A 24915-nucleotide genomic window follows, 5' to 3' on the forward strand; every position below is an offset into this window, starting at 1 on the left:
GGGGGGAAAAATCATGAAAAAATTCCTTAAAGTAATGTTAAGCGCTACAATAGCAGCAGCACTAGTATTAACAGGATGTAGCAGCTCAGGTACAGAGGGTAAAAAGGATGACAAGAAAGATTTAACAGTAGGTTTTATTTATGTAGGACCAATAGGTGATGGTGGTTACAGTTATGCTCACAATGAAGGAAGACTTTATCTTGAAAAAGAAACTGGCGTAAAAACAATTTACAAAGAATCAGTTGCAGAAGATAAAGCTGAAGTAGAAAAAGTTGTAGATGATATGGTAGACCAAGGTGCTACTGTAATAGTAGGAACAAGTTTTGGTTTCCAAGATGGTTTATTAGCAGCAGCTAAAAAGTATCCAGATGTTAAGTTCTTACACTGTTCAGGATATGAATTAGCAGACAATATGGGACAATTCTTTGGTAAAATTCATGAAATGATGTACTTAAATGGTGTTGTAGCAGGAATGAAGACAAAATCAAATACATTAGGTTTTGTAGGAGCTTTCCCAATACCAGAAGTAATTAGAAATATAAATGCATTTACATTAGGCGCTCAATCAGTAAATCCAAACGTTAAGGTTAAAGTTAACTGGACTAATACTTGGTATGATCCAGCTAAAGAAAAAGATGCAGCTTTAGGATTAATTGATGCAGGTGCAGATGTTATAGCACAACATCAAGATACAGCAGGTCCACAACAAGCTGCTGAATCTAAAGGAGTATTCTCACTAGGTTATAATACAGATATGAGCACTACTGCTCCAAAAGCTAACATGACATCAGCTGTTTGGAACTGGGGTCCATACTATGTAAGTCAAATAAAAGCTATTCAAGCTGGTACTTGGAAATCAGAAAAATATTGGGGCGGATACGCAGATAACATAGTTTCTCTTGCACCATTAACTTCAGTAGCACCAGAAGGAGCTAAAGCAGCAGTGGAAAAAGCAGAAGCTAAGATAAAAGAAGGAAACAATGTAATATTCCAAGGTCCAATAAAAGATCAAAGCGGTGCAGTTAAAGTTAAAGAAGGTCAAACATTAACAGACGATGAAGTTTGGAACATAAACTGGTTTGTTCAAGGAGTAGACGGAACTATTCCAAGCAACTAATCTAAGGATTAAAAATAATAGAACTGAAGAGAGTAAAATTTCTTCAGTTTTAATTTTATGGAGGCGTAAATGAGTAATAATACACCAGTAATAGCGTTGAAAAACATATCAAAAGGATTCGGAAAAGTAATTGCTAATAATAACGTAAATCTTAGACTTTATAAAGGAGAAATTCATGCACTACTTGGGGAAAATGGTGCAGGAAAAAGTACATTAATAAGTATTATATCTGGAGTTTACTCGCCAGATGGAGGAACTATAGAACTAGATGGAAAAGAAGTGCACTTTACTTCTCCTAAAGAAGCTATGGATGCAGGAGTTGGTACTATTTATCAACACTTTAAACTAGTAGAAGCTATGACTGCTAGAGAAAACATACTATTAGGTATGAAAAAAGGGCTATTTAGTAAAGGTAAAAAAGCAGATGCAGATATTATAGATATATGCAAAAAATATGATTTAGATATAGATTTAGATAAGTATGTATCAGATATGTCTGTGGGAGAAAAGCAAAACCTTGAAATTCTAAAAGTTCTTTATAGAGGAGCTAAGATACTTATATTAGATGAACCTACTACTGTTTTTACGCCTCAAGAAACTGAAAAACTGTTCAAAATCATGAGAAGAATGAAAGAGATGGACTGTGCTGTAGTATTCATATCCCATAAGATGGATGAAGTTATGGAAATATGTGATAAAATTACAGTCTTAAGAAAAGGTGAAAGTATAAAAACTCTTCACAAAGATGCAACTACGCCTAAAGAGTTAACTGAACTTATGGTTGGAAGAGCAGTAGACTTATTTATAGAAAATGTTGAAGTAAAAGAAGGACAAGAACTCCTAAAGGTTGAAAACTTAACCGTTTTAAGTGAAGAAGGAATAGAAGCAATTAAGAACATATCCTTTAATATTAAAGCGGGAGAAGTACTTGGTGTAGCTGGTATAGCTGGAGCTGGACAAAAAGAACTTTGTGAAGCTATAGCTGGAGTTACTAAAGTTAAAAATGGAGCTATTGTATTTGATGGAGAGAATTTAGCTGGGAAAAATCCTAGAGAATTTGTTAAAAAAGGAATAAGCATGAGTTTTATACCAGAAGATAGATTAGGTATGGGCTTAGTTGGTTCTATGGATATGGTAGATAATCTTTTGTTAAAGTCTTATTATTCTCAAAAAGGATTATTAATAGATAGAAAACCTATAGAGAAAAAAGCGCATGAACTTAAAGATCAACTAGAAATAAAAACACCGTCAATTCATTATCCTATTAAAAACTTATCTGGCGGTAATATTCAAAAAATATTATTAGGAAGAGAACTAAGTGTTAATCCTAAACTTTTAGTTATGGCCTATCCAGTAAGAGGATTAGATATTAATACTTGCTTTACTATTTATAGTTTAATTAACGATGCTAAAAAGAAGGGGACTGCTGTTCTTTTCATTGGGGAAGACTTAGACGTTCTTATGCAATTATGCGATAGAATAATGGTTATATGTAATGGAAATGTAAGTGGAACTATAAAGAGCAAAGAAGCAACTAGAGAAAAATTAGGACTCATGATGGTAGGAGCCAAAGCCTAGAGGAGGATAAAACTTTGAGATTAGTTAAAAGAGAAGATATAAATAAATCTGTAAGTATTAGAATAAGAGTTATGGCTATAGTTATAGCTATAGTTATTGCAGGATTGTTCTTAGTTACCCTAGGACATAATCCTATTGAAGTTTTTGGGGGAATGATTAAAGGGGCATTTGGTACAGGAAATAGAGTAAGACAAACTATAATAACAGCTATACCCCTACTTATAGCAGCTATAGGTGTAGGTGTAGCCTTTAAAATGCTTTTTTGGAACATTGGTGGAGAAGGACAGATATTTATGGGAGCTTTTGGAGCAACTATAGTTGCTTTAAACTTAACTTCACTTCCAAAACCTGTACTTCTATTAGTTATGTGTTTAGCAGCTATAATCTGCGGAGGATTATGGGCAGCTTTAGCTGGAGTTTTGAAAGTTTATTTTAATACAAATGAAACAATAATAACATTGATGCTTAACTATGTTGCACTAAAATTTATAACTTTACTTCAGTTTGATTTATTAAAAGACAAAAATGCTATGGGGTTTCCTAAAATAGCTAACTTTCAGGATAATGCTATATTACCTAGAGTTTTTGGAGTACATATAGGGTGGATAATTGCACTTATAATTGTAGTAGTTTTTTATATATTTATGAAGCATAGCAAAATGGGGTATGAAATAGCTGTTTTAGGTGATAGTACTAATACTGCAAAGTACGCAGGAATAAATATCAATAAAACAATATTAAAAGCAGTGTTTATAAGTGGAGCTTTATGTGGTCTTGTTGGATTTATACAAGCTTCTGCTGTAAGTCAAACTTTATCTACAGAAATTACAAATGGAGCAGGAAATACTGCCATAATAATAGCTTGGTTATCTAATCTAAATTCTATATTTGCAGTAATAGTTTCTATATTATTTGCAGGACTTACTCAAGGTGGAGCTTATATACAAACTGCATTTGGAATTCCTAATGCAGCGGCTTCAGTTATTCAAGCTCTTATACTATTTTGTGTTTTAGCTAGTGAAATGTTTGTTAGATATAGAATAGACTTTAGGAGGGTGAAATAATGAATGTTCAATCATTTTTACATGCAGCGATAATTGCAGGAACACCTCTTTTATTAGCTACCTTGGGAGAAATTTTATGTGAAAAAGTTGGTAACTTAAATCTTGGGGTAGAAGGTATGATGCTTTTAGGAGCTATATCTGGGTTTTTAATAGGATATAAAACAGGAAATCCTATCTTTGCTCTTTTTGCAGCAGCAGGAGCAGGGGCGCTTGGCGGTTTAATTTATGCTGTTTTAACTGTTTCATTTAGAACTAACCAAGTTGTTACAGGTTTAACTTTAACTATATTTGGAACAGGGGTATCTTCATTACTTGGACAAAAGGCTGTAGGCCAGGTTGTGCCTGACAGTGTTAAAAGCTTTTTTGCTGAAACAAAGATACCTGTATTAGGAGATATACCTTTTTTAGGGAATATATTATTTAATCATGATACCTTTATCTATATATCTTATGTATTAACTATAATGGTTGGAATTTATTTATACAAAACTAGGGTAGGTTTAAACTTAAGAGCAGTTGGAGAAAATCCAGGAGCAGCAGATGCTGTAAGTATAAATGTAAGTTTATATAAGTATGTTAACATACTTCTTGGAGGTGCTTTAGCTGGTCTTGGTGGAGCGTACCTTTCATTAGTATATGTTCCAGTATGGGCAGACAATATAACAGCAGGTAGAGGGTGGATAGCTGTAGCCTTAGTTATATTTGCTGCATGGAATCCATATAAGGCTCTACTTGGAGCATACTTATTTGGAGGATTAGATATAGTAGGATTTAGAATAGCTAACCCTATAGTATCTTCATATGTTTTAAGTATGTTACCTTATGTGGTTACTATAGTAGTTCTAGTTATAATTTCAAGTAAAAAATCCAAAAAGAACTCACCACCTAAGTCTTTAAGTTTACCTTACTTTAGGGAAGAGAGATAATTAAAAGTTTAAGGCTATCACAAATTTGTGATAGCCTTTTTTGTTGACAAATTAGTAGAGTTAGTTGAAAATGGATAATTAAGAATGGGGGTAATATTTTTGGATAAAAAAAGTAGTTTTAAATTAATAGGGGCTATGCTAATTTGGGGAAGTTTGGGCATATTCGTAAAAAATATACACCTTAGTTCTGTAGAGATTGCATTTTCAAGAGCTGTAGTTGGAAGTTTGTTTATTTTTATGATAAATAAATTTTATTTTAAAAAACCTATTATAGATTCGTTAAAAAGCAGTAATAAAAAATCAATTTTTATATTAATTATATTAGGTTTACTTTTAGGACTAAACTGGGTATTTTTATTCCAGTCATATAAGTATACAACAGTTGGGAATGGAACTTTGATTTATTACTTGGCACCTGCATTTACTATTTTGCTTTCTCCTATAATAACTAAAGAAAAAATAAAACTTAAAAGTTTGGTTTCAGTATTTGTAGCTATATCAGGATTAGCATTGATATTAATCTCTAATGGAGAAACTTCTGGAGAATATAATCATATAAAAGGAATGCTTTTTGCATTAGCTGCTGCTATTGTATATGCTTTAATAGTTTTAATGAACAAGAAACTTAATAACATAGATGATATTATTAGAACTTTAATACAAATGGCTTTAAGTATAGTTATTTTGCTTCCACTAGTAGTAACTAGAGGAAACTTTAAAGTTGAGAGTGGGTTGACTTTAGTTATACTGCTTTTTGTAGGAGTTGTACATACTGGGATTGCGTACATGCTGTACTTCTCAAGTTTTAAAGATGTAGCTACAGATAAAATAGTAGTATTAAGTTATATTGATCCTGTTTCTTCGGTGATTTTTGGAGCACTTTTCTTAAGTGAAAGAATAAGCATAAACACTGTAATAGGAGGAATACTAATTCTAGGTAGTAGCTTTATAAGTAATTATCCTGGAAGGAGTGGTAAGGTTGAAGCATAAAGTGTATGAAGGTAGCAATAGTGAAGGTGTTAAGTGGGTAAGAGTAGGTAATTTTACAAAAAATGCAGTGGAAGAATTTGAAAAAGATTTAGCAGCAAATAAAAATAAGAAATAGGAAAAAGCTTGAGTTTTGTTAATCAAAACAAAACTCAAGCTTTTTCTATAATAAAGTAATAAATTGCTATTTAAAAAATATTGATTTTAAGGTAATCATAACATATAATAGGAAAGTAAACTTAACAAAGGCAGTTCGGAAGCCTCCTGCCTTAAAACAAAACTACGGCATTAATACATTAAGTTGTACATGTAGTAGGAGATTTATCTCTCCTATTTATTTTTGTTGACTTAAAGCCGTAGAATTATATTTCTACGGTTTTTTTTATTAATTACCAGGCTTTCAAAATAATTTTTTGGAGGAAAGTATGAAAACAAGAAGAATAGTATTTTCAGCACTTATAGCAGCACTATATGCAGCACTAACTTATTTTTTAGCACCAATTAGTTATGGACCTATACAATTTAGAGTATCGGAAATTATGGTGTTACTAGTTTTATTGGATCCATTTTATATAGGAGGGTTAACTTTAGGGTGTTTTTTAGCTAATCTTTTAGGACCATATGGAATGATGGATATAGTAGTTGGAACTTTAGCAACCTTTATATCTTTAGTACTTATGAGTTATACAATGAGATTCATAAAAAAACCAACTTTAGCTACAGTTATTGCATCTTTGTGGCCGACTATCATTAATGGTGTTATGATAGGGTACATGTTGTATTACGTTGCTCAGTTTCCTTTACTATTAACGATGTTCCAAGTCGGGTTAGGTGAGTTTGTAGTTGTAACTTTAGTAGGAGTCCCTCTGTTTTCTTATCTTAAAAAATCAGGAATACTTAAGGGAATTACAAGTAACTATAAAGTAAGTTAATAATTCTAAGATAAAAGTGGACAGTTGACAGATGAGAAATTTCAGATGTTAACTGTCTATTTTCAGTTCTCATTTAATTCTCAAATTTCAACTTTCAGTTCTCAACTAAAAAAGTCAGGACAAATAAAAAAAATGGTGTTATAATAACAAAAGATTAGAACCGTTATAAAAATAAAGAGGTGAAAAACTTGAGTAAAACAGCAGGAGAAGGTTGTGAAATATTAGTACCTTTTAATGAAAGAAAACCACTAGATGAAATAGAAAGAAGTTTAATTAAGAAATATAGAAAAAAGATTTGGACTAAGTTTATAAAGGCAGTAAAGGATTATAAGCTTGTTGAAGAGGGAGATAAGATAGCAGTAGCCATATCAGGAGGCAAGGATTCTATGCTTATGGCAAAGCTTTTTCAAGAGCTTAAGAAACATGGTCAAGTTAATTTTGAACTTGAGTTTATAGCTATGGACCCAGGGTACCATGAAAATATAAAAGAACTTTTAATAGATAACTGTAAACATCTAAACATACCTGTACAGATATATGAATCAGGAATTTTTGATGTTGTAGATAAAATAGCACAAGAATATCCATGTTATATGTGCGCTAGGATGAGAAGAGGATCTTTATATTCAAAAGCACAGGAACTTGGTTGCAATAAGCTTGCTTTAGGTCATCATTTTAATGATGTTATAGAAACAACTATGCTAAATGTTTTATATGCAGGGAATTTTAAAACTATGTTACCTAAACTTAAGGCTAAAAACTTCGAAGGAATTGAACTTATTAGACCCATGTATTACATAGAAGAACAGTCTATACAAAGCTTTACTCAAAGTTCAGGAATATGGCCTCTTAACTGTGCATGTATGGTTGCAGCTAAAAAGACAGGTAATAAGAGATATGAAATAAAAGAACTTATAGAAAACTTAAAGAAGAATTTTGAAAATGTTGATAAATCAATATTTAAAGCAGCAGAAAATGTAGCTATGGATTCCATATTAGGATGGGAAAAAGGTGGAGTTAAACATAGTTTTCTAGATGCTTTTGAAGAGGAATAAATAATTATTTAAGAAAATTTAAAATTTTTCTTTTAATATTTAGATATTACGGTTAAAATGAAAAGAGTACCATTTTTATATAAGGAGGTGACTTCTCATACTTGCTAGTATATAGCTAGTTAAGATGAGGAATTAATATGACAGATAAAGAATTAAATAATGGCTGTGAATGCGGCTGCGAAGGTGAAGAAAAAGAAAGCTGTGGATGTGGACACGACCACGAACACCATCATCATGATCACGACCATGAATGTGGATGCGGACATGACCATGATCATGAAGAAGGAGAAACTCTAGTAGTTGATTTTGAAGATGAAAATGGAAATATAGTATCATTTGATGTTGTAGATAGCTTTGAATATACAGGTAGTGAGGAATCTTTAAAGAATAATGTGTATGCATTAATTCAAGATCCAAATGATGATTCAGTTTTCTTAATGAAAGCAGATACAGATGAATCTCTGATCCCTGTAGAAGATGAAAATGAATTCGAGATAGTATCAAAATTCTATCAAGATGAATTAGCTTAAGATTTTTTTTAGGTGCATAATACATATAATTTGTATTGTGCACCTTTTATTTTAACAATTAAGAGCTATAATATATCTAAAACTAATATTTAGGAGTTGATACACATGCCTTGTTTACATGAATATTTTATAGAAAATAATTTAAAGAAATTATCAAAAGATTTTGAAGAACCAAAAGGAACTATAATATATGAAGTTTTAAGAATAATTGATGGAGTTCCTCTTTTTTTAGAAAATCATTTAGAAAGAATGAATAACTCATTTAAAATAATAGATAGGGTAAATCCATATAAGGATGAGGAGATAAAAAACTCTATAATAGAACTTTCAAAAACTAATAAAGTTAAAGATGGAAATGTAAAAATAACAATAGAGGTTACAGAAGATAACAAACTTAAGATATTTTTTATACCTCATAGTTATCCTGCAGAAGAACAATATTTAAGAGGCGTTAAAACTATATTGTATTTTGGAGAAAGAACAAATCCTAATGCAAAAATAGTTAATGATAGCTTTAGGGATTTAGTTAATAAAGAAATAAAAGAAAACAATGCTTATGAAGCTATATTAGTGGATAGAAACGGAGATATAACTGAAGGAAGCAGATCTAACATCTTTATGGTAAAAAACAATACTATTATAACATCACCTCTTGAAGCTGTACTTCCGGGAGTTACTAGAGGAGAAATCATAGAGCTATGCCTCGAAAACAATATAGATTTTAAAGAAGAAAAAGTTAATTATAAAGACTTAGATAAATTAGATGGACTATTTATAACAGGTACATCTCCTAAAATTTTACCAATTACTTCGGTTAATGATAGAATATTTAATTCAAATGTTAATGAGATTATAAAGGTTTTGATAAAAACATACGATGATAAGATAAATACTTATGTTAATACAAATAAAAGTAATTTATAAATTTAGCTAATTATGGTATACTTGTCTTGTTGAAAGGGGTATGTTTATGGAGAGAATTGTAATAAAAAGTGATACTTTGGAAAATGCTTTAAAGGAAGCTTGCGACGAATTAAATTTACCTATAGAACGATTAAGTTATAGAATACTTAATGAAAAAAAAGGTTTGTTTAAAAAGAGTATAGAGCTTGAAGTAACACCAAAGGAAATCATAGATGATAAGGGATATGTTTCTATTATTGACGGAAAGTTTTTAATAGAGAATCCTAAAAATGAAAAAAAACCAGCACTAATAAACATACCAGAAACCATAGAATTTTTTGTAGATGAGGAAAGAGTTTTTAATAAAATAAAAGTTTTAGAAGAAAACAACTTAGACTATCATATAGAAAAAAAAGAAGCTAAAAGAAATTTAAATATAGAAACCTCAGATGATAATATGAAAGCTAATTTATGGATTACTTATGAACCAGAGATTAATTACTCTATTAAAGATTGTGAAAGAACTTATAACATAGATATTGAAATTGTTGAAAAAGAAAAAAATTACCCACCTAAATTTACTAAAGAAGAAATAAAAGACGCTTTAAAAAGTAATGGAATAAACTTTGGTATAAAAGAGGATGTAATAGAAGAACTTACAAAGAAAGAAATAGTAGAAGGAATAACAGTAGCAGAAGGATTAAAGCCTATTGATGATGTGGGAGATAGGATTAATATATTTTTTGCTGAAGAGACTAAGTCAAAAGAGCATGGAGATTTAGATAAAGTAGATTATAGAAATTTTTATGATATAGCAAATATTGAAGCTAATCAGCCCTTAGGAGAGATAATACAGGGATCAGAAGGAAAAGATGGCATTGATATCTTTGGGAAAGCAAAAAAAAGAAAAACATTTAATAAAATTAACTTAAAAGCTGGAGAAGGCTGCTACATTAAAGATAATAAAGTATATTCATCTACTGATGGAAGACCTTGCGTTAAAGGTGGAGTCTTTTACGTTTATAAAGTTTTTAATCAAGATGTTGATGTAGATGTGAAAAGTGGCAATATACATTTTATTGGAGATGTTCATGTAAGGGGGAACATAAAAGATGGAATGACTGTTAGTGCAGGAAATACATTAATAGTTGAAAAAAATGTTGAAGGAGCCTTTTTAACTTCAAAGGGAGAGATGACCTTAAAAGGAACTGTAATAAGAGGACGAGTCATTGCAGGAGGAGATAACACTCTAGCAATGAATGAAGTGTACTTATATAAGGGAATAAGAGAGGATTTATCTGAATTAATAGATGTTATAACCCAAATAAAAGAAAGAAATTTAAATGTTGGAAGCGTTAGAGATGGTGAAATAATACTTACACTTCTAGAAAGTAAATTTAAAACATTATCTAGTAAGGGAAGAATACTATTAGTAAACCAAAGCATAAATGGAGAAGAAAATGAAAAAATAAAACAACTACTGAAAACTAAACTTTTTTCTCTAGGCGTTAGCGAAATAAAAAGTTATAATGAATTATATGAAATTATAGAGTTATTAGATAATAGAATTAAAAGCTTAAGTTCAGAACTAAAGCTTCCTGTAAACTTATATATAAACTACACTCAAGATTCTAATATAGAATCTTCTGGGGATATAATATTTACAGGGAAAGGCGCTTATCTATCTAATATATCCGCTCAAGGCAGTATATATTTTAAAAATAACAATTCTGTTATAAGGGGAGGGTCATTAAAAGCGCAGAATGAAATAAAATGCAAGATAGTTGGTTCAGAAGGCGGAGGAAAAACAACATTAATAACCAGCAAAACTGGACATATATATGCTGATGTTGTATACATGGGAACAAAATTTATATTTGGAAAAAGAGAGTATGTTATTGATGCGCCGTGTAAAAATGTACACGGATATTTAGATCAATATGGAGATGTTAATATTGATAAGTTTGTATTATAGGAGGAATTGCTATGTCATCTACTGAGATGAAAGTTTTAATTTTTAGTTTAAATAACGAGTTTTATGGAATTAACATAATGGATGTTGAAAGAATATTAGGTTTCGAAAAACCAACCTTGATACCAGATGTTCCTCATTTTATGGAAGGGGTTATAAATTACGAAACTGGTATTCTTCCAATAATTAATTTGAAAAAGAAATTCTCTTTAAATCCTCAGTCTAGTAATGATCAGGATTCTAAGATAGTAGTAACAAAGGAACAAACAAATAAATTTGGAATATTAGTTGATAATGTATATGAAGTTAAGGATATTAATACATCGTCCATTGAAATGTCTAAAGCAATTACATCAGCTATTTCTGGAAGATATATAGAAGGATTAATAAAATTAGAAGATAATAAGATTGTTATTCTATTAAATCTTTCTAAAGTTTTAACTGAAGAGGAAAATCAGATAATTTTTTAGGAGGCGTAAAATGCAGAGCAATGAGATAAAGGTTGGAATTGCAGATTTAAATATTGTTAATCCACCAGGAAAAATTATGACTATAGGATTAGGCTCTTGTATAGGTATTGCTCTATATGACAATATAAAAAAAATAGCTGGACTCGCGCACATAATGCTTCCTGATAGTAAAAGTTTTAAAAATGTAACTAATCCATATAAGTTTGCAGATTTAGCAATCCCAATACTTATGGACAAGATGCAAAAAGAAGGTTGCTCTATAAGACACATGAAGGCAAAAATTGTCGGAGGAGCTTCCATGTTTAACTTTTCAGATAAAACTATGATAAATGATATAGGAAAAAGAAATGCTGAAGCTGTAATAAAATCATTAGGGGAACTTAAAATTCCAATAATAGCTTCAGATGTAGGCGGAAATAAAGGAAGAACTATGATTGTAGATCCTCAAAATGGAGTGGTCATAGTGAGAACCATAGGACAAGAAACTAAAGAAATATAATGGAGTTGGTTGAATTGCATAAAATTAAAGTTTTAGTAGTTGATGATTCAGCTCTTATGAGAAAAATAATATCAGATATTATTAATGAGCAGGATGATTTAGAAGTTATTACTACTGCCAGAAATGGAGAAGACTTATTAGAAAAATTACATAAATTCACACCTGATGTTATTACCTTAGATGTAGAAATGCCTAAGATGGATGGAGTAACAACTCTTAGAGAATTAAAAGGCAGAAAAGTATCTACACCGGTGATAATGTTAAGTAGCTTAACAGTTAATGGTTCAAGATTGACCATGGATTGTTTAAGACTGGGAGCTTATGATTTTGTAGCAAAACCATCAGGATCTATATCTTTAGATATTACTAAAGTTGGAGAAGATTTAATACAAAAGATAAGAAGTACAAAGTCTGTAAACAAGAAGATAAGTACTATAAAACATAAAGTTGAACCAGTACATATAGAAAGAGTAACAAGTTCTAAAAAAAGAGTGGAGGCGCTTTTAATAGGAGCTTCAACAGGAGGCCCTAGGGCTTTATATAGTGTTCTTCCCCTACTTCCAAAAGATTTAAATGTTCCGGTTTTTGTAGTTCAACACATGCCTAAAGGATTTACTAAAGCCTTTGCAGATAGATTAAATGAAAATTCTAATATGCAGGTAATAGAAGCTGAAGATGGCATGATAGTTGAGAAAAATAAGATATATATAGCAAAAGCAGGATATCACATGGAAGTTGGTGTAGATAAGAGAATCCATTTAAATGAAGAGCCTACTGTATGGGGAGTAAGACCGGCAGTAGATAACTTATTGTTTTCAGCGGTTAAAGTGTATGGAGGAAATGTTGTCTCTGTTATTTTAACTGGAATGGGCAGGGATGGTTCAAAAGGTACTGTTGCAGTAAAAGATGCAGGTGGAATAACTATATCAGAACATGAAAGTACTTGTACCATATATGGAATGCCAAAAGCAGCCTACGATACTGGAAAAGTAGATATGGTGTTACCTTTAAGTCAAATAAAAGACAGTATAATAAAAATAGTCGGTAAAAATTAGGAGGCGCCATGGATTTCTTAGAATTTGAAAAGTGGGTTCATAGATATATAGGAATAAACCTATCGGCTTATAAACCTAACCAGCTGCATAGAAGAATAGAAAGTTTAATGAATAGAGTTGGAGTTAGAAATCTTGAGGAATATAAAGAATTAATATCTAAAGATCCTAATCAAAAACAAAGATTTTTAGATTTTATTACAATTAATGTAACAGAATTTTTTAGGAATCCTGAGATGTTTAAACAACTAGAAGATATACTTAAAAAAGACTTTGCTAAAAGCACATCCTTAAAAATATGGAGTGCAGCTTGCTCTATAGGATGTGAACCTTATTCTCTTGCAATGATTGCAGAAAATATAAATTATAAAGGGAATTTAACTCTTTTAGCAACAGACATAGATACTACTATTTTAGGTAAAGCTAATAAGGGTGAATACACTGATAATGAAATGAAAAATGTAAGTCCTACAGATTTAAATAAATATTTTAAGAAAGTTAACGATAAATACTATATAGATGATTCTATAAAAAAGAAAGTAACTTTTAAAAAACATGATTTAATACTTGGGACTTATGAGAAAAACTTTGACTTAATTGTTTGCAGAAATGTTGTCATTTATTTTAATAATGATACTAAAGAAGCTATTTATAGCAAGTTTGCAGAGTCTCTTAAAAAGGGAGGACTACTTTTTGTAGGAGCTACAGAAACTATTTACGATTATAAAAAATATGGTTTTGAAAAAGCGTCTACTTTTATATATAGAAAACTATAAGGAGGATAACATGGATACATCGCAATATTTATCAATGTTTTTAGAAGAATCCTTTGACAATTTACAAATGTTAAATGAATCTTTACTAGAGCTTGAACAAAATCCAGGAGATATGGATAAATTAAATGAAATATTTAGAGTTGCTCATACCATAAAAGGAATGGCAGCTACTATGGGATTTACCAATGTAGCAGAGTTAACTCATAAAATGGAAGATGTACTTTCTAAGTTTAGAGAGGGAGAGTTAAAAGTAACTCAGAACGTAGTAACAGTTCTTTTTGCTTGTCTAGATACACTTGAAAAGATGATAAACAACATCCAAGATGGTGTAGATGAGCAGATAGATATTAGTTCTATAATACAAGATTTAGAGTCTATAGGAACTAAACAAGAAGTAGTAGAAGATGTAGTAGAGGAAGTAGTAGAAGAAACTGTTGAAGTGTTTAAAGAAGAGTTAGAACTAAATCAGTATGACTTATCAGTAATTAAGCAAGCTAAGGAAAAGAACTTTAATGCTATTAGTTTAGTTATAACTTTAAGTGAGTCAACTCTGTTAAAGTCTGCAAGAGCGTTTTTAGTTGTTAAAGACTTAGAGGAACATGGTGAGATTATTAAATCTTTCCCAAGTACAGAAGATATAGAGTCAGAAAACTTTGACTTTGTATTAAAGTTTATATTACTAACTCATTCAACTAAAGAAGAAGTTTATGACTTAGTTATGGGAATTTCTGAAATTGTGAGTGTAAAAGCTAACTATGTAAATATGGATGAGAGTAAAATAGAACAAACTTCTGAAGTTAGTAGTGTTGAAGCAGCTTATACAAAGTTAGACGTACCAGTTAAAGAGATAGCAAAAGCTACTCAGGAAGTTAAACAAGTTGAAAGAAAACAAGTTGAAACTACTAAAAACAATGCTAAAGATAACAAGAAAACTCATCAGTCAGTGAGAGTTGACTTAGATCGTATAGATAAACTTATGAACATGGTTTCTGAACTTGTAATTAATAGAACTAGACTTGAACAAATAAGTTTAAAATACAAGTCACAAGAACTTAATGAAACTTTAGAACAAGTAGCAAGAACTACAACAGATCTTCAAGACTTAGTAATGAAGATAAGAATGTTACCATTAGATGTTGTATTTAATAGATTCCCAAGAATGATAAGGGATGTTTCAGTAGAACTTGACAAAGAAATAAACTTCGTAATAGAAGGTGCTGAAACTGAGTTAGATAGAACAGTAATAGATGAAATAGGAGAACCTCTAATTCATCTACTTAGAAATGCTGCTGACCATGGAGTTGAAAGTAAGGAAGAAAGAATTGCAAGTGGTAAAAATCCTATAGGAACAGTTAAACTTGTAGCTTATCAAGAAGGTACAAAGGCTGTTATAAAGGTTGAAGATGATGGAGCTGGCATAAATGTAGCTAAAGTAAAAGCTAAAGCTGAAAAAGTTGGTATAAATACCGATGGAATGAGTGATGAAGATATTAGAAATCTTATATTTGCTCAAGGTTTCTCAACTAATGAAGTAGTTACTGATATATCTGGAAGAGGAGTAGGTATGGATGTTGTTAAAACAAAAATATCTGCACTTGGAGGAACTGTTGAAGTAGTTTCTGAAGTTGGTAAAGGTTCAGCTTTCATAATTAAACTTCCACTAACTTTACAAATAATACAAGCTCTTCTAGTTAAGGTAGGAGGAGAGACTTTTGCCATATCTTTAGGCTTTATTGATAGAGTTATTGATTATAAAGAACAAAATATTAAAAAGACTAATGGAAAAGAAGTTATAATCTACAGAGATCAAGTTATTCAACTTGTAAGAGTAAATGAAAAACTTAATATTCAAAGTAGAGAAGAAGGTAAGAAATTTGTTATTATAGTAAAAGTTGGAGGAAAAACCGTTGGCTTACTAGTAGACTCTTTAGCAGGGCAACAAGAAATTGTAATTAAGCCACTCGGTAAGAGTTTAGAATCACTAGAAGAGTACATAGGAGCAACTATCCTAGGTGATGGACTTGTAACTTTAATACTTGATGTAGCCGCTTTATTATAATAGAGTGGTAGGAGGTATAAGATGGAACATGGTAAATTAAGCCCTTTACAGTTGGATGCAATTAGAGAAGTTTCCAACATAGGAGCTGGAAATGCTGCAACTGCGCTTTCTCAATTAGTGAATAAAAAAATAGATATGACTGTTCCTTTTGTTAATATAATTAATTTTGAAGATATTTTTACTAATATTACAGAAGAAAAAGAAGTATTGGGCATACTAATAAGAGTTTTAGGAGATTGCCCGGGAAATATTCTGTTTATTTTTGAAAAAGAATCTGCAAAAGAAATTGTTGAAGCTTTACTTGGTTCAGAAGATTTGTTATTATCAGAAATGGGAATTTCCGCTCTTTGTGAAGTTGGGAATATAATATCAGGAGCTTACATGAATGCCATAAGTAAATTTACAAATCTATCAATTATGGCATCTGTACCAGCAATGGCTCATGATATGCTAAGTGCGATTCTATCATCTACATTGATTGAGGCTGCACAATATAGTGAAAACATACTAGAAATAGAAACAAAATTTTTAACAGGAAAAAACAATGAGGCTGGAGGGTATTTTTACTTCTTACCAATGCCTGGTTCATTAGAAAAAATATTAGGTGCAATAGGTGTAATCTAATTACGGAGGTAATGTAAATGTCAAAAGTATTAATAGTTGATGATGCTGCTTTTATGAGAATGATGATTAAGGATATTTTAGAAAAGAACGGTTTTGAAGTTGTTGGAGAAGCTAACAATGGATTAAAAGCTGTTGAACTTTATAAGAAAGAAAGTCCAGATGTTGTTACAATGGATATAACTATGCCAGATATGGATGGAATAGAAGCTGTAAAACAAATAAAGGCTTTCGATCCTGCAGCTAAAGTTATCATGTGTTCAGCAATGGGTCAACAAAGCATGGTTATGGATGCTATAAGAGCTGGAGCAAAAGATTTTATAGTTAAGCCTTTCCAAGCAGAGAGAGTGCTAGAAGCGATTAAAAAGGCTATTGGTTAGCTTTTAGGAGGGGATACCTATGCAAATTGTTGTCTTCAAATTAGGTGAAGAGTTTTTTGGTGTTGAAACACTAAATGTTCAAAATATAAGTGAAATGATGGAGATAACTAAAATTCCTAATGCTCCATCATACATAAAAGGATTAATAAACTTAAGAGGTAACATAATATCTTTATTAGATTTAAATTTACTTCTTGAAAATAATCATTTAACAAGTGAACAGTCTAATGTGATCATATTAGACATTGAAAGCGAACAAATAGGAATAACTGTTGATTTTGTTCAAGAAGTTATTGAACTTGAAGAGACTACTATGCAAAAGCTAGACTCTTCAAAAGGTCAAGGGTATATAAAAGGAATATTAAATCTAGAGGATAAAATAGTAACAATAATTGATATAAATAAATTATTGAATCCATAATAAAGTGAGGGAAAAGCATGGCAGAGGTTTTATCTCAAAGTGAAATAGATGCCTTGTTATCTGCACTTTCTACAGGGGAACTTGAACCTGAGGAGCTACAAAGGGATGAAGAGAAACAAAAAGTTAAACTTTATGACTTTAAAAGCCCTCAGAAGTTTTCTAAAGAGCACATTAGAACTCTAGAACTTATTCATGAAAACTATTCTAGAATAATTGCAAACTATCTAGGTGCTCAGTTAAGAAGAAACGTTAAAGTCACTTTAGAAACTGTAGAACAAGTGCCCTATGAAGAATTTATACATTCGATATCTAATCCTACATTGCTAACTATCTTCACTTTGCCACCACTAAGCGGAAACATTTTATTTGAAACCAATCCACAGTTTGTTTATCAAGTTATTGATATACTTTTAGGTGGTAATGGTGAGAGAAAATATTATTCAACTAAAGAGTTTTCGGATATAGATAAAAACATAATAAAACAAGTTAATACTGGATTAATTTCTAACTTAAAACTTGCTTGGGAAGATATATTAGAAGTTGAACCTAAAGTGGAGGGACTAGAAACTAATCCAGCCTTAAATCAAACTTTGGCACCTGCTGAACCGGTGGCATTAATCTCTTTTTCAGTAGAACTTGGCAAAAATAGTTCTTTTATTAATTTGTGTATACCATATATGAGTTTAGAGAAAATCTCTGATAAACTAGTAGTACAATATTGGTTTAAAAATGAATCAGAAGAAGATTCAGATGATACACAAGAAAAGATAAAAGAAAGATTAAATATTGTGGATGTTGAAGTGTCAGCTGAACTTGGAAAAACCCATTTAAATATAGATGATTTTTTAAGGTTAGTTAAAGGCGATATTATAAAACTAGACAATAGATTTACTGAACCTGTCAAAGTGTTTGTAGAAAATGAAGCAAGTTATTATGCAAAGCCTGGTATAGTAGGAAAAAATATAGGTGTATCTATTCTAGATATTTTAGATAAGGATGTGGAAGACGATGAGTAATGGGTTTCTTTCTCAAGAAGAAATAGATTCGCTATTAAATGGAAGTGGCGGCGATCCTTCACCTGATCTAGGAAGTAATGATGAAGAGATCATAAAAGATATAGAAAAAGACTTGTTGGGGGAAATAGGAAATATTTCAATGGGATCAGCCTCAACAGCTCTATCACAAATAATAAATCAACAAGTAAATATTACTACTCCTGTAGTAACTATAAATACAGTAAATGAAATTAAAAATGGTTTTGAAACTCCTAACATAATATTAGAAGTAGAGTATACATCAGGTATAGTAGGAAGAAACATACTTATTATGAAAACTTCTGATGCATCTGTTATAGCTAATCTTATGATGGGTGGAGATGGAACAGTTACTCAGGAAGTTTTATCAGAAATAGAGATATCAGCTGTTCAAGAAGCTATGAATCAAATGATAGGTTCAGCTGCAACATCTATGGCAACTATGTTTGCTAGAGAAGTTAATATATCACCACCAACATCTAAAACTTGGGAAAATCCACAAGATAAACTTTCAGAAGGGATGAATGATGATGAATCTGTAGTTAAAGTTTCTTTTAGACTTACTATAGGAGATTTAGTAGATTCAAGTATAATGCAAATCTTACCTATACAAACTGCTAAAAAAATAGTAGCTATAATGATGGGTGAAGAGGATAAACCACAGGAAGTTAAACAAGAAGTTTTAGAAAAAACTCCACCTAAAAACATACAGGTTGAGGAACCACATTATACATACGAAGAACCAGTTACATACAGAGAACCTGCACCACAAATGCCACCTGTAGAAGTTCATCAAGCACATTTTGAGCCTTTAAGAAATGAAGCAACAGGAGCACCACATAAGAATATTGATTTAATATTAGATGTACCGTTAGAAATATCCGTTGTACTTGGAAGAACAAAGAAAAGTATAAAGGATATATTAAGTCTTTCAAATGGATCTTTAATCGAGTTAGATAAACTTGCAGAAGAACCAGTTGAAATTTTAGTTAACGGTAAGAAAATAGCTTATGGTGAAGTTGTGGTAGTGGATGAAAATTTTGGTGTAAGAATAACCAGTATAGTATCGGGTCAAGAGAGAATAAAATCACTAAAATAGGGGAAACTCCTTTTTATTACTGAAATAATTCAGATAATAATAGGAGTTTTTAACTTTTAGTTTTCTAATAAGGAAATAATGCAACTCACTAGGTAATTTTTGCATTATAAAGTTTTTTTCTAAATAAATTTATATTAAGTCCGATAATATAAATAGAATAATTATTAAGAGCTTGGAGGTTTTGTTATGAATATTAAGGGTGTATCTCAAACTAATATTAATGCTTATCATAATGTAAGTAGAAAAAAAATAGAAAACAAACAAATAGAGGGTGTTAAAGATAAAGTAGAGATATCAGAAGCAGCTAAAACACTTCAAAGCTATGGTATAGAAGAACTAAAGGACAACACTAAGAGAATAGAAGAGATAAAAAAACAATTAGCTAATGGTACTTATAAACCTACTGCAAAGGCTATTTCTAGAGCTATGTATAATGTTATGAAAGGTAAAGACTTTTAATGGTTGAAAACTTAAAAGATATATTAAGTAAAGAAAAGGAAAGTCTAGAAAAACTTTTGCATAGCTTAGAGAGGCAACATGAGTATATACTTAAGAAAGATATATTTAAAATGGAGGCTGTAGTAGAAGAAATTCAGGGCTCCAATAAAGAAGTTGCCGAGTGGGAAGTTAAAAGAAGAAGAGCAGTAGGAAATGTAGATTTTCAAAAGTTTATATGGGATTCTGGAGATGAAGAATTAGAAAATTTATATAGAGAAATAAAGAAATTGTTAGAAATACTAAAGTTACAGAAGGAAACAAACGATTTATTAATTAAGCAAAGTTTAGTATTTACTAATAAATTATTAAACCTTATTAATCCAAGAAGAGATATGGATACCTATAACTCTTATGGGAAGATAAATAGGTAGGAGGTAATTATGTCAGGATTATTCTCAACATTTAATATAGCTAAAAGAGGGATGACTGTAGCCCAAAAAACAATAGATGTAACATCTCATAATATATCAAACTCCGGTACAGTTGGATATTCAAGACAAGTAGCTAAAGTAGAAACAACAAGACCAGCAACTACTATAACGGCAGGTCAAATGGGAACAGGGGCTCAGGTTTCTGCCATACAAAGAATTAGAGACAGCTTTTTAGACTACCAAGTAAGAAATGAAAATAGCACATTAGGAAAATATGGTGTAAAAAATAGTTTTTTAAAAGAAGTAGAAAGTATATTTAATGAACCTTCAGATACAGGAATATCTACTTTAATGACAAAGTTCTTTTCTTCTTGGCAGGAGCTATCTAAACAACCACAAAGTTCAAATGCAAGAACAGTTGTGGCTCAACAAACACAAGCACTTACAGATGCATTAAATCATACCTACACAAAACTTACAGATCTTCAAACTAATGCTCAAAATTTAATAAAAAACAGTGTTACAGATGTAAATAGTATACTGAATCAGCTAGATCAACTAAATAAAGAAATAATGAGCGTTGAAGTATCAGGTAACACACCTAATGATTTAATGGATAAAAGAGACTTACTTTTAGATCAGTTAAGCAGTAAGTTTAATATAACAGTAGATAGAAAACAATTTGAAGGCGTAGATGTTAAACCAGTAGATAAAGGCGATATGAAGTATGGACAACTAGTTTCAGCTGATCAAAACTCAGATGTTTCTAGATTTTCTTATATAAGTGACATACAAAAAGATGGGACAGATGTAACTGGACAAACTTATGTGATAACTTATTATAAACTTGGAGACACTTCATCAGAGTTAAACAAAGGAACACTTAAAGTTACTGGACTAACTGAGGACAAGTTGAATGAACTCAAAGCAAACAGAGTTTTATGGAGTAACTCAGAAGGAGTTCCAGTTAAAGGAGACGGTTATCCAACAAACTCAAGAGAAGTTATACAAGCCGGTGAGCTTATGGAATTTAAACCAACCTCAGGTGAACTTTCAGGAATAATGTCTGTACAAAAAGATATTAATGAGTACATAGATCAACTTAACAAAGTTGCAAAGTCTATAGCACTTTCGGTAAATGCTATACATTCAGGACTTCCAAAGAGCAGTAATAATGGTGGATATCCTGATAAAGACTACTCACCATTTTTTGTTAATAAAGATGTTGTTAAATATAAAGCTAATGGAGAACTTAATAACTTAGATGTTACTCTAGAAGCAGAACAGGAAATAAACGCAGGAAATATAACTATAAATGCAGAACTCTTAAAAGACGTTATGAAAATAAAAGCCAAGCTTAATGATAACTCATATGCATATGCTGGTGATAATACTGTAGATGGAGAAGGTAATGGGGACAGAGCTTTAGCAATTGCACAGTTACAAAATACTTTACTTAGAGTGCAAGACTTCGGAGAAAACATTAACTCAAGAGAAGATATGTTTAACCCAGCTAAAGGTGGAGCAACTCTAACTAACAATGGTATGAAAATATCAAGTGATACTTCAGGTATGAAGTTAGATGCTTTCTTTAAAGATATGATAGATAAACTTGGAGTGCAATCTCAAGAAGCAGAAAGAATGGTAACGAACCAAGATAGTTTATTATCTTCTTTAGAGCAAAGTAGAGATTCTGTATCAGGAGTCTCACTAGATGAAGAGTTTGCAAACTTAATTCAATTTCAACATTCCTATAATGCTAATGCAAAAATAATATCTACTGTAGATGAACTTCTAGATGTAGTTATTAATGGATTAAAAAGATAAGAGGTGAGAATACTAAATGAGAGTTACTAATAGAATGTTATCTAACAATTATTTAAGAGATATGCGTACTAATTTATATAATATGTCAAAGGTTCAAACTCAACTAACAACTGGGAAAGAAATAAGTAAACCATCAGACAATCCTTTTAAGGTTGCTAGATCAATGCAGTTATATACAGATATTGCTTCAAATAAGCAATATAACGAAAATATAAAGGATACTTTAAACTGGCTTGATTCTACTGATACAGCTTTAGGACAGGTAAATGATTCTCTTCAAAGAGTTAGAGAACTTATGATATCAGCAGGAAATGCTGCTTATGGTTCTGATGAAAAAAAAGCTATAAAAGATGAAATAAATGAAAAGGTTAGTGAGATATCTCAGATACTTAACACTAATTTTGATGGAAGATATTTATTTGGAGGAAACAAAACAACTTCTAAGCCAGTAGCTGTTACAGAAGATCCTACTACAGGGAATAATGTATTGAATTTTTCAGGAAAAGATGGAGAACTTCTTCCTTTAAACAGTGGGAATAGTAATATAGAAGCTCAAATAGATATGATAAAAGGAAAAATGTCTACAGAAATATCTCAAGGCGTTAATATGGAGTATAATGTTTCAGCATCAGATGTATTAATGTTTAGAAGTGATAAAGGTAAAAACATAAATGTTATGGAGCTTTTAAGCAATATAACTAAAAATTTAGAATCGAAAGATACTACAGAATCTAGTAAAATAACAGGAGAAAATTTAGAGGATTTAACAGCTACTATGGGTAATTTAACAAAGATAATTGCCGAAGTTGGAGCTAAACAAAATAGAATGGAGTCTGCTAAGAGCAAAAATGAAGATGAAAATTTTAATATGACTGAGCTTTTATCAAAGACAGAGGATATAGATATAACAGAAAAGCTTATGCAATATTCAATGATGCAGACAGTATATATGGCATCACTACAAACTTCATCTAAAGTAATACAACCTTCTTTAATTGATTTCCTAAAATAATAGGAGGAAGATAAAATGGAATTAAAAACAAAACAGCATGGAACTTTCACTTATAATGAAGAAGAAGTAATAACCTTCAAAAAAGGCATAATGGGTTTAGAAAACTTAAAGAAGTTTATAATAGCTGATATAAAAGAAAACCCTGTATTTAAGATTCTTCAATCAATAGAAGATGAAGCTGTAGGGATAGTTATAATTTCACCTTTTGAGGTTAAAAATAACTACGAAATAGAACTTAAGGATGATTTAATCGAAAAGTTAAGTATATCATCACCAAAAGACGTTATGTTATATAATACAGTTACTTTAAATTCAGATGTACATAAAATCACAGTGAACTTAAAAGCTCCTATAGTTATAAATATGGATAAAAAACTAGGTGAGCAGATAATAATAGATAAGGAAGAATATAAAATAAAGCATCCTTTGATTGAGAGGTGATTTAGATGCTGGTTATTACAAGAAAAAAAGGGGAAGCTCTACTTATAGGAGAAGACATAGAAATAGAGATTTCTAAAATACAAGATGGTTCTGTTAAACTAGCTATAAAAGCACCTAAAAATATCACAATCTTAAGAAAAGAACTTTACGACGAAGTAGAAAAAGAAAACAAAGAAGCTTTAACCTTTAATTTAGATATACTTAAAGATTTAAAAAAATAATCTTAAAGAGGTGGGTAAATGGATATTAATGGAGTTAGTCAAGGGGGGCAACTAAACCTAGATTATTATTCAAATAGTCAGACAACAAAGACTGAAATAAAAACTCAAACTGAAGATAAAAAAGTTTTTACAGATAAAGATGTTAAAAAAGCTGTAGAAAAGTTGAACAAGCTTTTAGAAGATGAAGGAACACATGCAGAGTATAAGGTTCATGATAAATTTAAGCATGATATAATGGTAAAAATAATAGATAACAAAACAAAAGAGGTCATACTTGAGGTGCCACCTAAAAAAGTTTTAGATTTAATTGCTAGAATGGTGGAGGAGACTGAATCCTTATTTGACAAAAAAGCTTAAAATTAAGGTGGTGATTCTATGGAATTTAAACTAAATAAAATAGATACTGACTTAAGAAGAAAGCTTCAAGAAAAAACAGATGATCATAAGGTGCATGGAAAAGAAGGAATAACAGTAGAAGCATATAACGAAGAGAAAGAAAAATTTAGAAAAGATAAAAACTTCAAATCTATATTAGAAGAAAAAAAGAAAACTAAAAAAGAAAAAAAGATAATAATAGATGGAGTAATGGTAGATAACCTTCAAGTAGAAGGAGAAAGAGAAATATCTGAAAATTCCAAAGGGGTATTTATAGATACAAAAAAATAGGAGGAATAATATGTACCCAAATGCAGTTAATGTATATAAAAATAATTCAGTTAATTATGCTTCAAAAGAACAGCTTCTACTTATGCTTGTAGATGGAGCTGTAAAATTCGCAAAAAGAGCTAAAGAAGCTATAAATAAAAAAGATATAAAAAATGCTCATGAATACTTAACAAGAACTCAAGATATATTTACAGAACTAATGATAAGCCTAGACAGAAATGCTGGGGAATGGGCAAACAACTTATTTAATGTATATGAGTTTATAAAAAATGAGCTTTTTCAAATAAATATGGAAAAAAACGAAGAAAGATTAGACAAGCTTATGCCAATAATAGAAGATGTAAGAGATACATGGCATGAGGCTTATAAGTTATCAAAGAAATAACTGCACTTCTGATTTGTAG

The 24915-nt window shown here is 30.7% G+C and carries 30 protein-coding genes; all 30 read left to right on the top strand.

Translation table 11 applies throughout. The features are described from left to right. Nucleotides 1–13: 13 nt before the first annotated feature. The 30 genes from BUA92_RS08290 (at nt 14) to fliS (ending at nt 24896) form a co-directional block, all read left to right on the top strand. A complete protein-coding gene (locus BUA92_RS08290; RefSeq protein ID WP_073018574.1) occupies nt 14–1117 on the top strand; it encodes a BMP family ABC transporter substrate-binding protein in 1104 nt (367 codons plus the stop codon). Nucleotides 1118–1186: 69 nt separating this feature from the next. Next, the gene (locus tag BUA92_RS08295) at nt 1187–2695 is read left to right on the top strand and encodes an ABC transporter ATP-binding protein (RefSeq protein ID WP_073018576.1); all 1509 of its coding nucleotides are present in this window, start codon (nt 1187–1189) and stop codon (nt 2693–2695) included. A gap of 71 nt (nt 2696–2766) precedes the next feature. Beyond that, nucleotides 2767–3759, top strand: a complete 993-nt coding sequence (locus BUA92_RS08300; protein WP_083553467.1) for an ABC transporter permease — start codon at nt 2767–2769, stop codon at nt 3757–3759. Further along, nucleotides 3759–4685: an ABC transporter permease gene (locus BUA92_RS08305; protein WP_073018580.1), complete on the top strand. Its 927-nt coding sequence runs from the start codon at nt 3759–3761 to the stop codon at nt 4683–4685. The genes BUA92_RS08300 and BUA92_RS08305 overlap by 1 nt, the downstream gene beginning before the upstream one ends. Nucleotides 4686–4784: 99 nt before the next feature. Continuing rightward, nucleotides 4785–5675 carry a DMT family transporter gene (locus tag BUA92_RS08310; RefSeq protein ID WP_175550876.1) on the top strand — a complete coding sequence of 297 codons (891 nt, stop codon included), beginning with the start codon at nt 4785–4787 and terminating at the stop codon, nt 5673–5675. Beyond that, nucleotides 5665–5790, top strand: a complete 126-nt coding sequence (locus BUA92_RS23725; RefSeq protein ID WP_278335128.1) for a hypothetical protein — start codon at nt 5665–5667, stop codon at nt 5788–5790. The genes BUA92_RS08310 and BUA92_RS23725 overlap by 11 nt, the downstream gene beginning before the upstream one ends. 295 nt (nt 5791–6085) lie before the next feature. Beyond that, the gene (locus BUA92_RS08315; RefSeq protein ID WP_139259321.1) at nt 6086–6604 is read left to right on the top strand and encodes a QueT transporter family protein; all 519 of its coding nucleotides are present in this window, start codon (nt 6086–6088) and stop codon (nt 6602–6604) included. 188 nt (nt 6605–6792) lie between these two features. Continuing rightward, entirely contained in the window at nt 6793–7659 is an 867-nt protein-coding gene (locus tag BUA92_RS08320) for a tRNA 2-thiocytidine biosynthesis TtcA family protein (RefSeq protein WP_073018586.1), read from the top strand. Between the two features lie 137 nt (nt 7660–7796). Next, entirely contained in the window at nt 7797–8189 is a 393-nt protein-coding gene (locus tag BUA92_RS08325) for a DUF1292 domain-containing protein (protein WP_021800879.1), read from the top strand. Between the two features lie 105 nt (nt 8190–8294). Beyond that, nucleotides 8295–9113, top strand: a complete 819-nt coding sequence (locus BUA92_RS08330; RefSeq protein ID WP_073018589.1) for an aminotransferase class IV — start codon at nt 8295–8297, stop codon at nt 9111–9113. A gap of 46 nt (nt 9114–9159) precedes the next feature. Beyond that, nucleotides 9160–11067 carry a FapA family protein gene (locus tag BUA92_RS08335; protein WP_073018591.1) on the top strand — a complete coding sequence of 636 codons (1908 nt, stop codon included), beginning with the start codon at nt 9160–9162 and terminating at the stop codon, nt 11065–11067. Between the two features lie 11 nt (nt 11068–11078). Next, nucleotides 11079–11534, top strand: a complete 456-nt coding sequence (locus tag BUA92_RS08340; protein WP_021800882.1) for a chemotaxis protein CheW — start codon at nt 11079–11081, stop codon at nt 11532–11534. A 10-nt stretch (nt 11535–11544) separates the two neighbouring features. Beyond that, a complete protein-coding gene (locus BUA92_RS08345) occupies nt 11545–12033 on the top strand; it encodes a chemoreceptor glutamine deamidase CheD (RefSeq protein ID WP_021800883.1) in 489 nt (162 codons plus the stop codon). Nucleotides 12034–12047: 14 nt separating this feature from the next. Further along, the gene (locus tag BUA92_RS08350; RefSeq protein ID WP_073018593.1) at nt 12048–13088 is read left to right on the top strand and encodes a protein-glutamate methylesterase/protein-glutamine glutaminase; all 1041 of its coding nucleotides are present in this window, start codon (nt 12048–12050) and stop codon (nt 13086–13088) included. Nucleotides 13089–13096: 8 nt separating this feature from the next. Continuing rightward, a complete protein-coding gene (locus BUA92_RS08355) occupies nt 13097–13861 on the top strand; it encodes a CheR family methyltransferase (protein ID WP_073018595.1) in 765 nt (254 codons plus the stop codon). A 10-nt stretch (nt 13862–13871) separates the two neighbouring features. Then, entirely contained in the window at nt 13872–15920 is a 2049-nt protein-coding gene (locus BUA92_RS08360; RefSeq protein WP_073018597.1) for a chemotaxis protein CheA, read from the top strand. A gap of 21 nt (nt 15921–15941) precedes the next feature. Beyond that, entirely contained in the window at nt 15942–16544 is a 603-nt protein-coding gene (locus tag BUA92_RS08365; RefSeq protein WP_073018599.1) for a chemotaxis protein CheC, read from the top strand. A 17-nt stretch (nt 16545–16561) separates the two neighbouring features. Continuing rightward, nucleotides 16562–16921, top strand: coding sequence for a response regulator (locus BUA92_RS08370; RefSeq protein ID WP_073018602.1), 360 nt, complete (start codon nt 16562–16564; stop codon nt 16919–16921). Between the two features lie 19 nt (nt 16922–16940). Next, a complete protein-coding gene (locus tag BUA92_RS08375) occupies nt 16941–17342 on the top strand; it encodes a chemotaxis protein CheW (protein ID WP_073018604.1) in 402 nt (133 codons plus the stop codon). A gap of 17 nt (nt 17343–17359) precedes the next feature. Then, nucleotides 17360–18358 carry a flagellar motor switch protein FliM gene (fliM, locus tag BUA92_RS08380; protein WP_073018605.1) on the top strand — a complete coding sequence of 333 codons (999 nt, stop codon included), beginning with the start codon at nt 17360–17362 and terminating at the stop codon, nt 18356–18358. After that, a complete protein-coding gene (gene fliY / locus BUA92_RS08385; protein ID WP_073018606.1) occupies nt 18351–19475 on the top strand; it encodes a flagellar motor switch phosphatase FliY in 1125 nt (374 codons plus the stop codon). Before fliM ends, fliY begins: the two co-directional genes overlap by 8 nt. Before the next feature lie 186 nt (nt 19476–19661). Next, complete coding sequence (locus tag BUA92_RS08390; RefSeq protein WP_073018607.1) at nt 19662–19934, top strand: flagellar biosynthesis anti-sigma factor FlgM; 273 nt, start codon at nt 19662–19664, stop codon at nt 19932–19934. Next, nucleotides 19934–20344, top strand: coding sequence for a flagellar protein FlgN (locus tag BUA92_RS08395; RefSeq protein WP_073018608.1), 411 nt, complete (start codon nt 19934–19936; stop codon nt 20342–20344). The genes BUA92_RS08390 and BUA92_RS08395 overlap by 1 nt, the downstream gene beginning before the upstream one ends. Nucleotides 20345–20353: 9 nt before the next feature. After that, nucleotides 20354–22171, top strand: a complete 1818-nt coding sequence (gene flgK, locus BUA92_RS08400) for a flagellar hook-associated protein FlgK (RefSeq protein ID WP_073018609.1) — start codon at nt 20354–20356, stop codon at nt 22169–22171. Between the two features lie 16 nt (nt 22172–22187). Then, complete coding sequence (gene flgL / locus BUA92_RS08405; protein ID WP_073018610.1) at nt 22188–23183, top strand: flagellar hook-associated protein FlgL; 996 nt, start codon at nt 22188–22190, stop codon at nt 23181–23183. 15 nt (nt 23184–23198) lie between these two features. Next, nucleotides 23199–23624: a flagellar assembly protein FliW gene (gene fliW, locus BUA92_RS08410; RefSeq protein WP_073018611.1), complete on the top strand. Its 426-nt coding sequence runs from the start codon at nt 23199–23201 to the stop codon at nt 23622–23624. 5 nt (nt 23625–23629) lie between these two features. After that, nucleotides 23630–23845, top strand: a complete 216-nt coding sequence (csrA, locus tag BUA92_RS08415) for a carbon storage regulator CsrA (RefSeq protein ID WP_073018612.1) — start codon at nt 23630–23632, stop codon at nt 23843–23845. An 18-nt stretch (nt 23846–23863) separates the two neighbouring features. Further along, on the top strand, nt 23864–24202 hold the full coding sequence (locus tag BUA92_RS08420) for a flagellar protein FlaG (RefSeq protein WP_073018613.1): 339 nt from the start codon (nt 23864–23866) through the stop codon (nt 24200–24202). An 18-nt stretch (nt 24203–24220) separates the two neighbouring features. Continuing rightward, nucleotides 24221–24511, top strand: a complete 291-nt coding sequence (locus BUA92_RS08425) for a hypothetical protein (protein WP_073018615.1) — start codon at nt 24221–24223, stop codon at nt 24509–24511. Nucleotides 24512–24521: 10 nt separating this feature from the next. After that, nucleotides 24522–24896: a flagellar export chaperone FliS gene (gene fliS, locus BUA92_RS08430; RefSeq protein WP_073018617.1), complete on the top strand. Its 375-nt coding sequence runs from the start codon at nt 24522–24524 to the stop codon at nt 24894–24896. The last annotated feature ends 19 nt before the right edge of the window (nt 24897–24915 follow it).

This window comes from Clostridium intestinale DSM 6191 (genome assembly GCF_900130055.1).
Lineage (GTDB): Bacteria > Bacillota > Clostridia > Clostridiales > Clostridiaceae > Clostridium_T > Clostridium_T intestinale.

Bases quoted from the DNA above. Each gene is read 5' to 3' on its own strand.
- BUA92_RS08390 (WP_073018607.1), top strand. From the start codon at position 19,662: ATGAATATTAAGGGTGTATCTCAAACTAATATTAATGCTTATCATAAT.
- fliM (WP_073018605.1), top strand. From the start codon at position 17,360: ATGGCAGAGGTTTTATCTCAAAGTGAAATAGATGCCTTGTTATCTGCA.
- flgK (WP_073018609.1), top strand. From the start codon at position 20,354: ATGTCAGGATTATTCTCAACATTTAATATAGCTAAAAGAGGGATGACT.
- BUA92_RS08395 (WP_073018608.1), top strand. From the start codon at position 19,934: ATGGTTGAAAACTTAAAAGATATATTAAGTAAAGAAAAGGAAAGTCTA.
- fliS (WP_073018617.1), top strand. From the start codon at position 24,522: ATGTACCCAAATGCAGTTAATGTATATAAAAATAATTCAGTTAATTAT.
- BUA92_RS08370 (WP_073018602.1), top strand. From the start codon at position 16,562: ATGTCAAAAGTATTAATAGTTGATGATGCTGCTTTTATGAGAATGATG.
- fliY (WP_073018606.1), top strand. From the start codon at position 18,351: ATGAGTAATGGGTTTCTTTCTCAAGAAGAAATAGATTCGCTATTAAAT.
- BUA92_RS08340 (WP_021800882.1), top strand. From the start codon at position 11,079: ATGTCATCTACTGAGATGAAAGTTTTAATTTTTAGTTTAAATAACGAG.
- BUA92_RS08305 (WP_073018580.1), top strand. From the start codon at position 3,759: ATGAATGTTCAATCATTTTTACATGCAGCGATAATTGCAGGAACACCT.
- BUA92_RS08290 (WP_073018574.1), top strand. From the start codon at position 14: ATGAAAAAATTCCTTAAAGTAATGTTAAGCGCTACAATAGCAGCAGCA.
- BUA92_RS08335 (WP_073018591.1), top strand. From the start codon at position 9,160: ATGGAGAGAATTGTAATAAAAAGTGATACTTTGGAAAATGCTTTAAAG.
- BUA92_RS08365 (WP_073018599.1), top strand. From the start codon at position 15,942: ATGGAACATGGTAAATTAAGCCCTTTACAGTTGGATGCAATTAGAGAA.
- BUA92_RS08300 (WP_083553467.1), top strand. From the start codon at position 2,767: ATGGCTATAGTTATAGCTATAGTTATTGCAGGATTGTTCTTAGTTACC.
- BUA92_RS08425 (WP_073018615.1), top strand. From the start codon at position 24,221: ATGGAATTTAAACTAAATAAAATAGATACTGACTTAAGAAGAAAGCTT.
- BUA92_RS08345 (WP_021800883.1), top strand. From the start codon at position 11,545: ATGCAGAGCAATGAGATAAAGGTTGGAATTGCAGATTTAAATATTGTT.
- BUA92_RS08375 (WP_073018604.1), top strand. From the start codon at position 16,941: ATGCAAATTGTTGTCTTCAAATTAGGTGAAGAGTTTTTTGGTGTTGAA.
- BUA92_RS08295 (WP_073018576.1), top strand. From the start codon at position 1,187: ATGAGTAATAATACACCAGTAATAGCGTTGAAAAACATATCAAAAGGA.
- BUA92_RS08330 (WP_073018589.1), top strand. From the start codon at position 8,295: ATGCCTTGTTTACATGAATATTTTATAGAAAATAATTTAAAGAAATTA.
- fliW (WP_073018611.1), top strand. From the start codon at position 23,199: ATGGAATTAAAAACAAAACAGCATGGAACTTTCACTTATAATGAAGAA.
- BUA92_RS08325 (WP_021800879.1), top strand. From the start codon at position 7,797: ATGACAGATAAAGAATTAAATAATGGCTGTGAATGCGGCTGCGAAGGT.
- flgL (WP_073018610.1), top strand. From the start codon at position 22,188: ATGAGAGTTACTAATAGAATGTTATCTAACAATTATTTAAGAGATATG.
- csrA (WP_073018612.1), top strand. From the start codon at position 23,630: ATGCTGGTTATTACAAGAAAAAAAGGGGAAGCTCTACTTATAGGAGAA.
- BUA92_RS08355 (WP_073018595.1), top strand. From the start codon at position 13,097: ATGGATTTCTTAGAATTTGAAAAGTGGGTTCATAGATATATAGGAATA.
- BUA92_RS08420 (WP_073018613.1), top strand. From the start codon at position 23,864: ATGGATATTAATGGAGTTAGTCAAGGGGGGCAACTAAACCTAGATTAT.
- BUA92_RS08360 (WP_073018597.1), top strand. From the start codon at position 13,872: ATGGATACATCGCAATATTTATCAATGTTTTTAGAAGAATCCTTTGAC.